Here is a 17,418-nt window from a genome sequence, read left to right on the forward strand (position 1 = left end):
GAGGATTTATAGCTATCTTACCTCACAGTCCCGACACAGACCATTTAGGCTATCGTTCAATCAGTTTAGATTTTATCCTCATATTTATCATTTCATCCTACCATTCAGTCGTGGTTTGATAACTAACCAACTTATGGCTTTTACCGACATGCTATTTTCCTTGATATTTGATTTCTCTCACAAGTCAATCGGTAGATGACAGACTATCTAGGACATGTCTGCTACTTTGCTAAAGTAGATTTATTATGCACCCATTACGGACGCACGTTCTATATCGCTTGGTCGATATGGACAATCTAAATGATGAAGTGCTATAAGCCTGTCCTGTATGTTTGTTCCTGTGCCCATTTTAGGGGTACTCCCTATAATCACTCTTTTATTACCTGACCTCATATCAGAAAACATTTGCTCACGCTGAACTTCATTTTTAGCATCATGTATAAAGCAGACTTCATCTTCCTTCATTCCTAGATTTATAAGTTCTTGCTTTATGTAAGGATAAATAGAAAAACGCCCATCATTATTAGGCGTTCCAACATCACAGAATACTATTTGGGTTCCTTTTATATCTTGAGATTTTATGTACTCTTCATATATATTTTCTATACATTTATTAACCTTTGATTCTGGATCATTATCTGCACTGCTTACTAAAAGTCTTGGATCTGTTCCCAGAATTCTTGCTTCATTTGTAATTTTCAGCATGTTGTCAAAGGCTGGGTCAACTGCTCCATTTCTTATTCTTTCTGCTCTAGTTACAAAGTCTTGCATAATATCTTTTGTAAATTCACTAGGTTCAGAAGCTACTAAAATATACTTATCATTCTTTAACTTTGGAACTGGCAGCTTTAACATATCTGCTGTTTGAACATCTGCCATATCCTTAAATAAAGTCATTAACTCAGGAAGATTTGTAAACTTTGAAAATCTACTTCTAAATCTATAACCAGATCCTTCAGGTGCTAGCTCTAAAGAAGATACTACTTCACCAAAGTTAGCTGCCCAGGCATCAAAATGATGTATACCTCTTTTTTCAAGCTGATGATTTTGAAGATATCTCTGCATTACATACATTTCTACCATAGAATTTGATAGGGGAGTTCCTGTTGCAAAAATAACTCCACGACCTTCATTAAGTTCTTGAATGTACTGACACTTCATAAGCATATCACTTGATTTTTTAGCTCTTGTATTGGATATTCCAGCAACATTTCTCATTTTAGAAAATGTGGCACAATTCTTATACGAATGTGCCTCATCAACAAAGAGACAATCAATACCTAGTTCCTCAAAATTTATAACATCATCTTTTCGTGATTCATCGAGTAAGCTCTTTAGATCTGTTTCAAGAGACTTTTTAAATCTCTCCATTTGCTTAATTGACCAATTCTCACCTCGTTCTCTTTTAGTTTCTTCAATGGCATAAGTCATTTGATTAATTTGATCATTAAGCATTCTTTCTTGTCTTTCCTTTGATATTGGTATTTTCTCGAATTGAGTATGACCGATAATAACAGCATCATAAGCTCCTGTAGCTATTCTGCTTACAAATCTTCTGCGATTCTGTTTCTCAAAATCTTTCTTCGTAGTAACAAGGATATTGGAAGAAGGATAAAGCCTTAAAAACTCTGCCCCCATTTGTTCTGTTAAATGATTTGGCACTACATAGATACTCTTTTTAGCAAGTCCTAATCTCTTAAGCTCCATTCCACTGGCAATCATCTCGAAGCTTTTCCCAGCACCAACACAATGTGCTAGTAGTGTACTTCCTCCATAAAGAGTTCTTGCTATAGCATTAACCTGGTGTTGTCTAAGCTTAATATCTGGATTCATTCCTGGGAATGTAAGATGTGAACCATCATATTCTCTAAGTCTGATATTATTGAAGTTTTCGTTATAGAAATTAACATACTTCTTTCTTCTTTCAGGGTCTCTAAATATCCAACTCTTAAACTCTTCCTTAATTTGATTTTGCTTTTCTCTAGCTAACATGGTTTCCTTTTGGTTAATAACATATTTTACTTTATCACCATCATCAACTCTATCCTTTACCGTTACGGTTCTAAGATTTAAGCTTTCCTCAATGATATAATAACCACTTAGTCTTTTCGTTCCATAAATTTCTGTTGCTAATATAGAATTACTATCTACACCTTTATTCTCTATGGTCCAGGAAGCGTTATAACTATTGTAATGCACCTGAACTTCATTGTTAGCATAACGTGAATTAAAGTTCTGACAATATCTCGGAGTTCCTAAAGTCTCATAGATAAACTTTTCTATATCAGCTTCTTCAATCCAAGTAGTACCTATTCTAATATCAATTTCACTAGCTTCAAGATTCTTTGGTTTAACTTTTTCTAAGGCATCAATGTTACTATCAAATAACTCAGGATTTGTTTCTGCATAAATTTTAGCAATCTTTAGTTTTTGTCTTACATTGCCACTTAGATATTGATCTTGTGTTTCCCATCCTAGTAAAGAATTATCTTTATCATAGTGTTCAGGATTTAAAAAGATATGTCCTTTAAGTTCTGACAATAATTCTTCCTCACTTTTATGATAAAGCTGTGTCATTAAAGGTATATCAACTTTACCTTTCTCATTTAAGCTAACAGTAAGAGCTTCTAGTGCTGTATCTACCGATGTGATTTTCTCCAGTGGTCTTATGGTTTGCTTAGTGAACATATCAGCTTTTTTAACATTTCCATCGTCGTCTACGATTTCTAAGGATGAAAGCAATGGATAGTCGTTATCCTCCCTAAAAGCCGAGTTATTTGTTTTTGATGTTATAAATCCTAGCTTTTTTACAAAGTTATCATATCTTTCATTTAATACTTCTTGCTTTAATTTTAATTCTTCCTTTGTGCAGCCTTTTGTTTGAATATCAATAATTTTTCTTGTTATTTCTCTTATACCATGAAGCCCTTTAATTCTGTCTAATGCTTTCCCTGTAATATCACACTTCCTCATAATCGCATTTTCTCGATAATATAGTTTGCCTTCAACAAAAGTGTAAGTATAGTTTCTTACGTTAGGGTCAGCAGAAATAACATCTTCTTGGCTCTCTTCTTTTCTTTCATAACCTTCAATATTAGCACTTAAATTTTTAACAGCTTTATTTAAAGAATCGGAAAGATTAAAGTTTTCATCTTCATTAATCAATGTTGTATATCTGCTGTTTTCACCAAACATCCTTTTATCGAAAACCATTTTACCAAGAAGCATTTCTGGATTATCAATAAAGTATTCATTTACTGGAATCTTATCTTCTGTTAATCCAACATGAAGCCAATTAGGTTCACTTACAGCTACTCTTTCTCTCTTTTGTAGAAACAATATATCTGCTGTAACTTCTGTATTTGCATTAGCTTTAAAGGCTGTATTCGGAAGCCTTATAGCTCCAACTAAATCAGCTCTTTGAGCAATATATTTTCTAACTGAAGGATTTTCCTTATCAAGAGTTCCCTTGCTAGTTATAAAAGCAATTATCCCTCCTGGTCTTACCTTATCTAAAGCCTTACCAAAAAAATAATCATGAATCATGAAATTATGCTTATCATAAGTTGGATCATAAAGCTTGTAATCTCCAAAAGGCACATTTCCAATGGCAACATCAAAGAAGTTATCTGGATAATCTGTTGTTTCAAAACCTTGTATCTTTATGTTTGCCTTTTGATAAAGCTGTTTTGCTATTCGTCCTGAAATATCATCAAGCTCTACACCATAAAGTTTTGATTTATTCATTGTATTTGGAATCATTGAGAAGAAATTTCCTACACCCATTGCAGGCTCTAAAATATTTCCTTCCTTAAAACCAAAATTCTCTAAAGCTTTATAAATATTCTCAATGATTAATGGATCTGTATAGTGAGCATTAGGGGTTGATGCCCTTGCACTGTTGTATTCTTCTTCTGATAATAAACCTTTAAGTTCCGCATATTCATTACTCCATGAACTAGAATTTTTATCAAAAGCTTGTGGCATTCCACCCCAGCCAACATATTTTGCAAGTGTTTTCTGCTCCATTGCAGTTGCAAGTCTCTTTTCTTTTTCAATTGCCTTTAAGGTTTTTATGGCTTCAACATTATTCTTAAATTTTGTCTTAACACCGCCAACTCCAATTTCATCTTCTGGACTATATCTATAGTTCATTTTATCTTCAATAGGAGTTTTTAATTGTCCTAAATCAACTTCTTTTGGCTCAATGTTTTTATCATCAAAGTGGTTGCTCTTATTATCATCAGCTCCATTAACTTCACTGTTTTCAATCCAATTTAAAACTCCTGGCTTATAATTATCAAGAGCATTATTTTTATAAGCTTCCCAGGAACTTTCTTTAATCTTTTCCTGGTCTACTGTGATTTCAGTTTCTTTTTCATTATTTTCATAAATAAAAAAAGAGCCACTACTATGTGACTCAAAAATATCTAGCTGCTGTTGATTTATCTCTCTTTGAACACTATTTCCTTCAGAACTATTTCCTCCGCTGCTGCCTTCACTTGTTCCCTGTGTCTGTAGGTTTCCATTGTGTTCTCTGGATTCTTTATTGGATTTTCCTTTAACATCTGTTCCATGATTATGTTCAGTCTCTGATGAGCTTCTTCGTTGACCTTGTGCATTGTCTCCATCAGTTCCCCTTTCATCAGCAGAAGACTGTATCTCTGATAATGATTGTCCTTTAAATAATTCATCGCCATCTGTCCGTATTTCCCTAGTGGTTTCTGGTCGTCCTTCTCTTCCTTGGATATTTGAAGCTTCGGATAAAGTATTCCATCCACTTCCTCGTATTCTAGCTCTAGTGGTTCTTTCATTGTTCTTCACCATCCTTTTTTCTTTAATGATTTCAGTTATTTCTTGCTCAAATTCCTTAAGTATTTCTCTTGAAACACTTAAAGCAGCATTGCCCAATTTTAAAGTAAAGGGCAATGTATTAAAATGACTTACAAGATTAAAACAATCAACATTCTTATATACCCTTGATTCTATTCCACATCTTTTAGCTACAATATAATGAATACTATCAATAACTGTATCCATAAAGTTTTGTCTTACACCTTGATCTGGAAGATTATTCAGCCAAGAAGCTTCTATATCTCCTTTAAAATCTGTGATATATTCTGGTATATTGATGTTTACCTTAAGCTCTGCTAAATCACTTATTATATTATCTAGCTTATCATAATTAACCCCATATTTCATGTTAATTCTTCCTATCAGTTCCTTTTCAATATCTTTATCCAAGGACCATAGTTTAGGAATTGTATTAGGATAACCATGGGTATCACTAATATCAAATAAGTAGTCTAGCTTTAGATTCTGTCTCCTTGTATCAAAAACTGCTATACTTCTAACACCTTTGTTTATGTACCTACCTATTTTCTTATTCCAAATATCCATTGTAGCTACCATAGTTGCATTAGGTCTTTGAGCATAAATTAAAATAGCATTGTCAAAGTTATATTTGTATACTTTTGATGCAAAGTTTAAAAAGTCTTTCCATTCATCCTTGCTACTGGTTACTGTTTTAGTAATCTTAGCATAAATGTCTTTTACTTCGGTAATTCTCTTCATCTAACCCTCCTTATTTTTCATTGTAAAAATATAATTCCAAAGCTCTTTCAATAGTTTCTTCAATCTCTGTCTGCTTTGTTTCTGCCGTAAAAAACCTATTGATAAGCTTAGGTTTCAATTTAATAGTTCCTGGTTTATTTGTTTTTGGTTTCTTATTTAAATCTCCTGAGAGAATAGAATAAGCTGTTTCTTGGTTTAACTTTTTACTTTCTGAATAGATCCTTAAGGTTTCTGCTTTTTTCATATCAACCTTAAAGTTGTTTTCTGATAAAATTTCTTCTACAATATCTTGCTCTTCATTATTTAAATATGAAAGTTCTACTGCTGCAACAAAGGGTATTTCTTCAACATCTAACCTTTCTTTCAATTCCAGTATAAGGTTACATATTCTCAAATACCTTGATACAGTTCTTCCTGAAAGCTTATAACTTTTTCCTGTTTCATCAACACTTGTTAACTTCTCGCCAAGTTGGCGAGAAGTTTCCTCAGCCTTGATTTCATCAGCCTTGAGATAGGTTTCAATTTCTTTTAAAATATCTGTCCTTTTACCTTGAGAAGCTAAAGCTTTATGATGTTGTTGCAATGCAGTTGCTCTTTCAGAATGAAGCATATCACTAAAAGAACGCTGCATTAAATTAGTTTTAGTCACAATAAGCATAGCTTCATCATCTTGAAGGCTGTCCTTAATTATAACTGGAACTTTTAATAACCCAGCTTTCTTAGCTGCATTCACCCTATTGTGTCCTGACAAAATCTCATATTCTGTTCCAATTGGTCTTATAATTATAGGAACAATAACACCAAACTCCTTTATACTCTTGACCATATTATCAAAGCGTTCATCATCATATAATTTGAAAGGATGATTCCTGTACGGAATTAGCTTTTCTATTTCAACTTCATCAACTGCTACTTCATTTTCTCGTTCATCTTTAGATTCATCCATGCCAAACATGTCTGCTGCTAAACTCATCAGTTTCTTTTCACTCAAATTTCAACAACCTCCTTTGCAAATTCAACATAAGCTCCAGATACTTTATTCTTAGGATCATACTCAATAGTACTCTTGCTTTTCATGTTAGCTTCGCCAACCCTAACAGAAGTAGGTATCTTATTTCTAAATATATTGATATGGCTTCCGTAAGCTTCCTGAATTATCTTCAAAACCTCCTTTGATAACTTCATTCTTTCTGCGTACATAGTTAAAAGTATTCCATCTACCGATATCTTAGGATTGATTCTTTTCTTAACCCTAATGATATTTCTTAAAAGTAGCTCTAAACCTTTAGCAGAAAGATATTGAGGAGTAACAGGTATCATTACACTATCACAAGCAGCTAAAGCGTTTATAGTTAACATCCCTAGTGATGGAGAACAATCAATAATCACATAATCATAGCCATCTTTTATCTCATCAATTATGGATCTTAGCACTTGCTCTCTACTCATCACATTAACTAACGCTACTTCAATAGCTGACAACTCTAAGTTACATGGAATTAAATCAAGATTTCCCATTGATATTATGTAATCTTCTTTACTTGGTAAATTCTTTTCCTCAATAGCCAATGCCATAAGATTATATATAGTAGTTTGAATATTATCAGTGTTATCATAACCAAAACATACCGTTAAGCTACTTTGTGGATCAAAGTCTATAAGTAAAACTTTCTTTCCCATTTGAGATAATGCATATCCTAAGTTAAGCGTCGTAGTAGTTTTTCCGACGCCTCCTTTTTGATTTACGATAGAAATTACCTTACCCATTTTGTTTATTCCACCTTTCCTAAATTGATATTAAACCAAGAAATTCTATAATCTAAAATTCCTTGGTTCAGTATCAATAGATAAGGTCAAGAAAATCTCCTTGACCTTATAAACCATTGACAGTATTGTATTTTTTCTTACCCCAATACAAGGAACATTCCAAGCTACTTGTGATTAGCAAGTATCATAAGCTTTTCAATTAAAGCCTCAATCACTATGTGAAAGCTATCTTCCATAGGATACTTAGGACTAGATAGAAGTATCATTATTTCCGTGGATAGATTATCGCAAGCAGATTTATCAAATCTGTTTTTAGTAGGAGTTTATCGCTCTTTTCACATTAGTAAAAGTCCTGGCGTTCCCCTTTCATCGCTTTCAGAATTCCTCTGCTATCCAGTAACGTACTTGAAATGTTGTATCAAATTTTCAAAGAACAGGTAAGAACATATGTAAAAATGTCCTCACTGTATAGCCTTGGGTTAAAAAATAGGTTTATGAACATCTAATTGGGGTACAAGATGCCATAAATACAGGTGCTCTCCTAAATTTCTTTTTTCATGTTACAAGGCTATATAGTGAGGACACTTATGATCTACTCATAAGTTTGCGTGCCCTCTCAAGGTCATATCTATCTTCTATTAATGGTGACTTATTGTTTCCAGTATCTTATTTGATTTATAATTCCAACTTTCTATTGAATGACTAAATTAATCTCTATCTTTATGCCGTTTGACCATTTTCTAATACTTTAATTAAAAAGCCTAATTGCTCCGTAGTTAATTTTTCTGCTACTATACTTGCCATAACTTCAGCATATTTTTCTTCAAGCTCAGTCATATCTTTAGGAAGTATTACTGTAACTGTGCTCATATTGTAATCCCCTTATCTTTTAATACTTATAATTAAATTTTATGTTTGTCCTCAATTTTGGTTACAGATGTTTGTGTGATTTTTCTCTCGTTTTGAGTGTGTGCTTCTGCTAAAAAATCAACTTCCTTAAGAAGTTGTTCCTGCCTTATTAGAATATCTTTAGTTTTCATATGTTCCCTCCTTGTACATGGGTTGTACAATTTCCATTCAACTATTATGAAATAAAAAAAGTTCACTTTTATATTTATACTTTTCAATACTTTTCTTAAGTTATCAATAAATTCTTATTTAACTATATTTTCTCTCATTTTGAGAGAAAAGTAAAACAACCAATTTGCCTGAAATGGAAAAATATTTTCATTATACTTCAAATTGCTCTTAATATCTATTTTTCTCTCGTTTTAAGAGAAAAATAGATATTTTCTCTTGATTTGTGAGATTTTTTAAATTATCATATAAAATGAGGTGGAAAATATGAGCACAATATTCTCAAAGAAATTGAAGGATTATCGTAAAGAATTAGAAACCAAACATCAAGAAAAGTTTGGGCAAGTTAGATTAGCAAATGAATTGGGTATCAGTAAAGGTATTATTGGAGATTTAGAACGTGGGACAAGATTACCATCTAAAAAAGTATTAATAAAGTTAGTAGAGCATAGTGGTAAATCAATAAACTATTGGATGGATGGCATAGAAGAATACGAAGCCCCAAACAGTGTAGATTTAGTTCTAGACAAAATGATTGAAAAAGGCTTAATAAAGGATATTAACATTGATGATGATGCATGGGAAATCATTAAAAAAGCAGTTTTATTAGAAATTGAAAGAAAGCTTAAGTAAGCAGGAGCTATTTTTTTCCTGCTTTTCTTTTTTGTATCAATTTATCTATCTCTAGCAGTAGCTCTAGTTGTTTCTCGGTTAACGTCTTTTTTTTCATATGTAACCCCATCAATATCTAGTGGCTAAATTTATTATACATCAACCGAACATATGTTTGCAATATTTTTGGATTATTTTTCTTTATCTAGACATTATTTTTATGGATTACAAGAATAATCAATTAAAGATATTTCATAAAATATAAGAAGCCCTGGAATATAAAACTTCAGAGCTTCTTAATTAAAAACTAAATATTATTCTAGTTATTCATATTTACTAATATATCTGTTGTTATATCTGAGGAAGTTGATGTGCCAGTAATATTAGACACGCTTGAATTTGGAGTTCCACTTAGTATTTCAACAGCTTTTTCTAAGTTAATATTATAAGTTGAAACATACTTACCTGCTATTACATTATTAACATCTTCTGATGTTAAAGTTTCACTATTCATAAATTCTATCCCTTCCAAAGAATATTTGCCATAGTTGAAATATCCTGAAATAGTCGCTGAATCAGTAGTCTCATTTAGTTTTATGATCAAATCTGTATTAGTTTTTATGAAAGTAGTCTCAGATAAATTAACATCAGTAAATGATAGTTTGTCATTATCAGTGTCTAGACTACTTGAGTTGTATATTATATCTTGGCCGTCTCCTTTTCTAAATACATAAACGTCTTGTCCGGCTTCGCCATATAGAGTATCATTTCCAAGTCCACCTTCTAAGATGTCATCGCCTACTCTTCCATATAAAATGTCATTTCCTACTTCTCCGTATAAACTATCATTTCCGGCTCCTGCTATTATTGTGTCTATTCCGGCTCCGCCATATATCTTGTCATTTGCATTTTCTGTCCTTAATGTATCATCTCCACCATAACCATTCATCGTTACTGGTCCTGCTGCATATAAGCTATCTTTTTCTTCAGTTCCATTTGCGTATACTATGCTATTCCTAATGGTATTGATGTCCCATGTTGTTCCATCTTTGAATTGAATATTTTCTATTTTATACAAGTCTGCTGTAAAGTAATTCTGTATTCTCACGCTATCTGTACTATCGTTTACAGCAATAATTAAGTCGTATCCAGTACAATTTAAGGACACTTCACTTGCAGCAATATCTTCAAATTTTAAGGTATCAATAATTGTGTTAGCTTCCCCTGAATAATCAACTATGATATCTTGTCCGTCTCCTTTTCTGAATACGTAAGTATCACTTCCTGCTCCGCCAGTTAGTGTATCATTTCCTTTTTCACCATCTAAAATATCATCCCCGATTTCTCCGTTTAGAGTGTCATCCTCACTTCCACCCTTTAAGATGTCTTTTCCAGCACTTCCTCGTAGAGTATCTTTTCCGGCTCCGCCTTCTAAAGTATCGTCTCCATTGTTTCCAACTATTGTATCGTCTCCATTGCCTCCGTATACTTTATCATTACCAGCTGATCCATTTAAGGTATCATTGCCATCAAATCCATTGATTATTACATTTCCTATAAATTCATTTTCTCCTGAACAATATCCACTTATTTGTTCGTTTGAATTTGTTCCATTTATGTATACGTAACCTTTCATAATTGCATTAATATCTAATACCACACCATCTTGGAATTCTATCTTTTCAACTTTATAATCATTGCTATAAAAATAGCTCAGTATCCTTACGCTATCGCTACTTCCATTTACAGTAATGACTAAGTCATAAGCACTCTTATTCAAAGTTACTTCTGTTGAGTCGATATCTTCGAACCTCAACGTATCTATAATTGTATTATTTTCCCCTGCAGTATCGTTTATAGTATCTTGTCCATCACCTTTTCTAAATACATAAATGTCTTGTCCGGCTTCGCCATATAGAGTATCATTTCCAAGTCCACCTTCTAAGAGATCATCTCCTTGTCCTCCGTGTAAAATGTCGTTTCCTTCGCCTCCATATAATAAATCGTCTCCGCCATATCCATAAACTGTATCATCAGAAGCTAGAGCAAATATAGTCTCGTTTTTACTTGAAACTGTTATTATATCTTTGTCAGGAGTACCATATACTAACAAAGTATTTATCGCTTTTCTATCAAAAATAATCCCATCAGCTAAAATAAACTTTTCTATTTGATAATTTGTGCTTTTGTAAAAATTATTTATTACTAATTTATCCTCAGTACCTTTAATCGTAATCTCTAGGTTATCAACACTCCTGATAAAACCAATACTATTTATATCTATTCCTTCTCCAAACTTTATTGTATCAATAACACCTGTGGCTTCATCATAATCCTCAATTACCATGGTTCCATAGCCAAGGTTAAATATATATGTATCATTTCCAACTCCACCATTTATATAATCACTTCCGCCTTTTCCATCTATAAAATCTGCTCCAGATAAGCCACTTATTTGATCTGTATTCACACTACCAATTATATTATTCTTTCCTATAGTTCCTTCTATAGTTCCGTTCCCCGTAACATATGTATAATATGAAGCAATAAACTGACTATTCCAAACGCTTTCGTCATAAAAATCAATTTCCTGTATTTTATAATGTTCAAGTGAATAATAATTTTTTACTATTATCTTATCACTTATACCTAATATTCCTATCTCTAAATCATTACCTGTCTTTGTAAAAGCTATATTCTTAGGTAATATTCCTTGTCCAAATCTAATGGTATCTATAATTTCTGAAGCTTTCTCATCATCCTCAATAATAATTACACCAAAACCGATATTATAGATAATAGGTTCCTTTTTAATTCCACTTAATTTTTCTATAGTGCTTTTATCCCATATAGTTCCATCATAAAATTGAATTTTTTCTATTCTATATTTTTCATCATAGTAGTAATTTGAAATAGTAATGTAATCATCTGTTCCGATAATTGATATTCTTAAATTGTCTCCAACTCTTTTAAACTGTAAGTCACTATTAGTAATATCTTCCCCAAAGATTATTGTATCAATTATACCAACAGTGCTATCAGAATCCATTATTAAATCATGACCATACCCACGTTTAAATATGTATGTGTCATTTCCCTTTCCTCCTAGTAAAAGGTCATTTCCTAATCCTCCATCTAAAAGATCATTTCCTATGTTGCCGGTTAGTTGGTCATTATTTTCTGTTCCTATTAATTGATAATCTTTCATAATTTCTCCCCTTTTCTACAATTTATATCATTTTATTGATATACTTGTATTTTAACATCATATATATACTAATACAATTTATTGATATTTAATTATAATTTGTAATAAACTCATTAGTATACGGTGAGTTTATATATTTAAACTTGAGTTCCATCGAAAAGCTTTTGGATATAAAAGTTACTACCAATTTAATAAATGCATCATAACAAAAGCTCTGAAATATAAAATTTCAGAGCTTCTGGAGTAAAAGAGTAAATACTAAGTATTATTCTAACTATTCATATTTAATAATATATCTGTCATTATATCTGAGGAAGTTGACGTGCCAGTAATATTAAAAATGCTTGGGTTCGAAGCTTCGCTCAGTATTTCAATGGCTTTATCTAAACTAATGTTATACTGTGGTATTGTATGAGAAACATACTTTCCTAATATTACATTGTTCACATCTTCTGGCGTTAAAGTTTCGCCATTCATAAATTCTATTTCTTCCAAAGAGTATTTTCCATAGTTAAAATATCCTAAAATAGTTACTGAGTCAGTAGTCTCATTTAGTTTTATGATTAAATCAGTATTGGATTTTATGAAAGCAGTTTCAGACAAATTAACGTCATTCAATGATAGTTTATCATTATCAGTATCTAGGCTACTTGAGTTGTATATTATATCTTGTCCATCACCTTTACTAAATATGTAAGTATCATTTCCGGCACCACCCTCTAAATAACCACCTCCGTTTTTACCATCTAAAAGGTCATTGCCATTTTCTCCATACAGGTAATCTTTTCCTTCTCCTCCGTCTAAGATATCATCACCATTTCCACCATATAGTTTGTCGTCACCGTCCTCTCCATATAAAAGGTCATTTCCTCCATTTCCATAGACCTGATCATTTCCAGTGCCTCCATAAATTTTATCATTACCTGCTCCGGATCTTAGTGTATCATCACCTTCATATCCATTCATGATCACCTCACCTTCTGCATTTAGACTATCAATACCGACTGTTCCATTTGAATATACTAAACTGCTCTTAATTGTATTGATATCCCATACTGTTCCATCTGCAAATTGGATTTTTTCTATCTTATGCAAATCTGAAGAGAAATAGCCTTGTATTGTTATGCTATCCTTACTCTCATTTAACTTCATTATTAAATCATATCTATTGCAATTTAAGCTTATTTCATTTGGATTTATATCCTCAAGTTTTAATGTATCAATAATTGTATTAGCTTCCCCTGAATACTCGTATATGTTTACTTGTCCATAACCTTTTCTAAATATATAAGTATCAACTCCAGCTCCACCCTCTAAATAACCACCTCCGTTTTTACCATCTAAAAGGTCATTGCCATTTTCTCCATACAGGTAATCTTTTCCTTCTCCTCCGTCTAAGATATCATCACCATTTCCACCATATAGTTTGTCGTCACCGTCCTCTCCATATAAAAGGTCATTTCCTCCATTTCCATAGACCTGATCATTTCCAGTGCCTCCATAAATTTTATCATTACCTGCTCCGGATCTTAGTGTATCATCACCTTCATATCCATTCATGATCACCTCACCTTCTGCATTTAGACTATCAATACCGACTGTTCCATTTGAATATACTAAACTGCTCTTAATTGTATTGATATCCCATACTGTTCCATCTGCAAATTGGATTTTTTCTATCTTATGCAAATCTGAAGAGAAATAGCCTTGTATTGTTATGCTATCCTTACTCTCATTTAACTTCATTATTAAATCATATCTATTGCAATTTAAGCTTATTTCATTTGGATTTATATCCTCAAGTTTTAATGTATCAATAATTGTATTAGCTTCCCCTGAATACTCGTATATGTTTACTTGTCCATAACCTTTTCTAAATATATAAGTATCAATAATTGTGTTGGCTTCCCCTGAATAATCAACTATGATATCTTGTCCGTCTCCTTTTTCTGAATACGTAAGTATCACTTCCTGCTCCGCCAGTTAGCGTATCAGTTCCTTTTTCACCATCTAAAATATCGTCCCCAATTTCTCCGTTTAGAGTGTCATCCTCACTTCCACCCTTTAAGATGTCTTTTCCAGCACTTCCTCGTAGAGTATCTTTTCCAGCTCCGCCTTCTAAAGTATCGTCTCCATTGTTCCCAACTATTGTATCGTCTCCATTGCCTCCGTATACTTTGTCATTACCAGCTGATCCATTTAAAGTATCATTGCCATCAAATCCATTGATTATCACATTTCCTATAAATTCATTTTCTCCTGAACAATATCCACTTATTTGTTCGTTTGAATTTGTTCCATTTATGTATACGTAACCTTTCATAATTGCATTAATATCTAATACTACACCATCTTGGAATTCTATCTTTTCAACTTTATAATCATTGCTATAAAAATAGCTCAGTATCCTTACGCTATCGCTACTTCCATTTACAGTAATGACTAAGTCATAAGCACTCTTATTCAAAGTTACTTCTGTTGAGTCGATATCTTCGAACCTCAACGTATCTATAATTGTATTATTTTCCCCTGCAGTATCGTTTATAGTATCTTGTCCATCACCTTTTCTAAATACATAAATGTCTTGTCCGGCTTCGCCATATAGAGTATCATTTCCAAGTCCACCTTCTAAGAGATCATCTCCTACTCTTCCGTATAGAATGTCATTTCCTACTTCTCCGTATAAACTATCATTTCCGGCCCCTGCTATTATTGTGTCTATTCCGGCTCCGCCATATATCTTGTCATTTGCATTTTCTGTCCTTAATGTATCATCTCCACCATAACCATTCATCGTTACTGGTCCTGCTGCATATAAGCTATCTTTTTCTTCAGTTCCATTTGCGTATACTATGCTATTCCTAATGGTATTGATGTCCCATGTTGTTCCATCTTTGAATTGAATATTTTCTATTTTATACAAGTCTGCTGTAAAGTAATTCTGTATTCTCACGCTATCTGTACTATCGTTTACAGCAATAATTAAGTCGTATCCAGTACAATTTAAGGACACTTCACTTGCAGCAATATCTTCAAATTTTAAGGTATCAATAATTGTGTTAGCTTCCCCTGAATAATCAACTATGATATCTTGTCCGTCTCCTTTTCTGAATACGTAAGTATCACTTCCTGCTCCGCCAGTTAGTGTATCATTTCCTTTTTCACCATCTAAAATATCATCCCCGATTTCTCCGTTTAGAGTGTCATCCTCACTTCCACCCTTTAAGATGTCTTTTCCAGCACTTCCTCGTAGAGTATCTTTTCCGGCTCCGCCTTCTAAAGTATCGTCTCCATTGTTCCCAACTATTGTATCGTCTCCATTGCCTCCGTATACTTTGTCATTACCAGCTGATCCATTTAAAGTATCATTGCCATCAAATCCATTGATTATTACATTTCCTATGAATTCATTTTCTCCTGAACAATATCCATTTAATTGCTCATTGGAATTTGTCCCATTTATGTATACGTAACCTTTCATAATTGCATTAATATCTAATACTACACCATCTTGGAATTCTATCTTTTCAACTTTATAATCATTGCTATAAAAATAGCTCAGTATCCTTACGCTATCGCTACTTCCATTTACAGTAATGACTAAGTCATAAGCACTCTTATTCAAAGTTACTTCTGTTGAGTCGATATCTTCGAACCTCAAAGTATCTATAATTGTATTATTTTCCCCTGCAGTATCGTTTATAGTATCTTGTCCATCACCTTTTCTAAATACATAAATGTCTTGTCCGGCTTCGCCATATAGAGTATCATTTCCAAGTCCACCTTCTAAGAGATCATCTCCTACTCTTCCGTATAGAATGTCATTTCCTACTTCTCCGTATAAACTATCATTTCCGGCTCCTGCTATTATTGTGTCTATTCCGGCTCCGCCATATATCTTGTCATTTGCATTTTCTGTCCTTAATGTATCATCTCCACCATAACCATTCATCGTTACTGGTCCTGCTGCATATAAGCTATCTTTTTCTTCAGTTCCATTTGCATATACTACGCTATTCCTAATGGTATTGATGTCCCATGTTGTTCCATCTTTGAATTGAATATTTTCTATTTTATACAAGTCTGCTGTAAAGTAATTCTGTATTCTCACACTATCTGTAGTACCGTTCACAGCAATGATTAAGTCGTATCCAGTACAATTTAAGGACACTTCACTTGCATCAATATCCTCAAATTTTAAAGTATCAATAATTGTGTTGGCTTCCCCTGAATAATCAACTATGATATCTTGTCCGTCTCCTTTTCTGAATACGTAAGTATCACTTCCTGCTCCGCCAGTTAGCGTATCAGTTCCTTTTTCACCATCTAAAATATCGTCCCCAATTTCTCCGTTTAGAGTGTCATCCTCACTTCCACCCTTTAAGATGTCTTTTCCAGCACTTCCTCGTAGAGTATCTTTTCCAGCTCCGCCTTCTAAAGTATCGTCTCCATTGTTCCCAACTATTGTATCGTCTCCATTGCCTCCGTATACTTTATCATTACCAGCTGATCCATTTAAGGTATCATTGCCATCAAATCCATTGATTATTACATTTCCTATAAATTCATTTTCTCCTGAACAATATCCACTTATTTGTTCGTTTGAATTTGTTCCATTTATGTATACGTAACCTTTCATAATTGCATTAATATCTAATACCACACCATCTTGGAATTCTATCTTTTCAACTTTATAATCATTGCTATAAAATAGCTCAGTATCCTTACGCTATCGCTACTTCCATTTACAGTAATGACTAAGTCATAAGCACTCTTATTCAAAGTTACTTCTGTTGAGTCGATATCTTCGAACCTCAACGTATCTATAATTGTATTATTTTCCCCTGCAGTATCGTTTATAGTATCTTGTCCATCACCTTTTCTAAATACATAAATGTCTTGTCCGGCTTCGCCATATAGAGTATCATTTCCAAGTCCACCTTCTAAGAGATCATCTCCTACTCTTCCGTATAGAATGTCATTTCCTACTTCTCCGTATAAACTATCATTTCCGGCCCCTGCTATTATTGTGTCTATTCCGGCTCCGCCATATATCTTGTCATTTGCATTTTCTGTCCTTAATGTATCATCTCCACCATAACCATTCATCGTTACTGGTCCTGCTGCATATAAGCTATCTTTTTCTTCAGTTCCATTTGCGTATACTATGCTATTCCTAA

Annotated in this window: 10 protein-coding genes; 1 reads left to right on the forward strand and 9 read right to left on the reverse strand. The window is 33.0% G+C overall.

The features are described from left to right. Positions 1–243: 243 nt before the first annotated feature. From CLOCEL_RS22800 to CLOCEL_RS23115, 5 genes are all read right to left on the reverse strand, one after another. Positions 244–5,574, reverse strand: a complete 5,331-nt coding sequence (locus CLOCEL_RS22800) for a DEAD/DEAH box helicase family protein (RefSeq protein WP_049785859.1) — start codon at positions 5,572–5,574, stop codon at positions 244–246. 10 nt (positions 5,575–5,584) lie between these two features. Further along, the gene (locus CLOCEL_RS11780; RefSeq protein WP_010075415.1) at positions 5,585–6,565 is read right to left on the reverse strand and encodes a ParB N-terminal domain-containing protein; all 981 of its coding nucleotides are present in this window, start codon (positions 6,563–6,565) and stop codon (positions 5,585–5,587) included. Continuing rightward, positions 6,562–7,341, reverse strand: a complete 780-nt coding sequence (locus CLOCEL_RS11785; RefSeq protein WP_010075416.1) for a ParA family protein — start codon at positions 7,339–7,341, stop codon at positions 6,562–6,564. The genes CLOCEL_RS11780 and CLOCEL_RS11785 overlap by 4 nt, the downstream gene beginning before the upstream one ends. A 720-nt stretch (positions 7,342–8,061) precedes the next feature. Beyond that, entirely contained in the window at positions 8,062–8,211 is a 150-nt protein-coding gene (locus CLOCEL_RS23110) for a hypothetical protein (RefSeq protein WP_010075417.1), read from the reverse strand. A 32-nt stretch (positions 8,212–8,243) separates the two neighbouring features. Continuing rightward, positions 8,244–8,381 (reverse strand): hypothetical protein, encoded by a 138-nt coding sequence (locus CLOCEL_RS23115; protein ID WP_010075418.1) that lies wholly within the window; start codon positions 8,379–8,381, stop codon positions 8,244–8,246. Between the two features lie 304 nt (positions 8,382–8,685). On the opposite strand from CLOCEL_RS23115, the gene CLOCEL_RS11795 reads away from it, so the two are divergent. Continuing rightward, complete coding sequence (locus CLOCEL_RS11795) at positions 8,686–9,051, forward strand: helix-turn-helix transcriptional regulator (protein ID WP_010075419.1); 366 nt, start codon at positions 8,686–8,688, stop codon at positions 9,049–9,051. Between the two features lie 298 nt (positions 9,052–9,349). On the opposite strand, the gene CLOCEL_RS11800 is transcribed toward CLOCEL_RS11795, so the two are convergent. The 4 genes from CLOCEL_RS11800 to CLOCEL_RS23525 form a co-directional block, all read right to left on the reverse strand. Beyond that, positions 9,350–12,238, reverse strand: coding sequence for a calcium-binding protein (locus CLOCEL_RS11800; protein ID WP_013291737.1), 2,889 nt, complete (start codon positions 12,236–12,238; stop codon positions 9,350–9,352). Between the two features lie 270 nt (positions 12,239–12,508). Beyond that, the gene (locus CLOCEL_RS23695) at positions 12,509–14,206 is read right to left on the reverse strand and encodes a calcium-binding protein (RefSeq protein ID WP_013291738.1); all 1,698 of its coding nucleotides are present in this window, start codon (positions 14,204–14,206) and stop codon (positions 12,509–12,511) included. Continuing rightward, positions 14,157–16,919 (reverse strand): calcium-binding protein, encoded by a 2,763-nt coding sequence (locus tag CLOCEL_RS23520; RefSeq protein ID WP_341271464.1) that lies wholly within the window; start codon positions 16,917–16,919, stop codon positions 14,157–14,159. Before CLOCEL_RS23520 ends, CLOCEL_RS23695 begins: the two co-directional genes overlap by 50 nt. Then, positions 16,916–17,347 carry a calcium-binding protein gene (locus CLOCEL_RS23525; RefSeq protein WP_013291740.1) on the reverse strand — a complete coding sequence of 144 codons (432 nt, stop codon included), beginning with the start codon at positions 17,345–17,347 and terminating at the stop codon, positions 16,916–16,918. Before CLOCEL_RS23525 ends, CLOCEL_RS23520 begins: the two co-directional genes overlap by 4 nt. Positions 17,348–17,418: the final 71 nt, after the last annotated feature.

The organism is Clostridium cellulovorans 743B (assembly GCF_000145275.1).
GTDB classification, from domain to species: domain Bacteria; phylum Bacillota; class Clostridia; order Clostridiales; family Clostridiaceae; genus Clostridium_K; species Clostridium_K cellulovorans.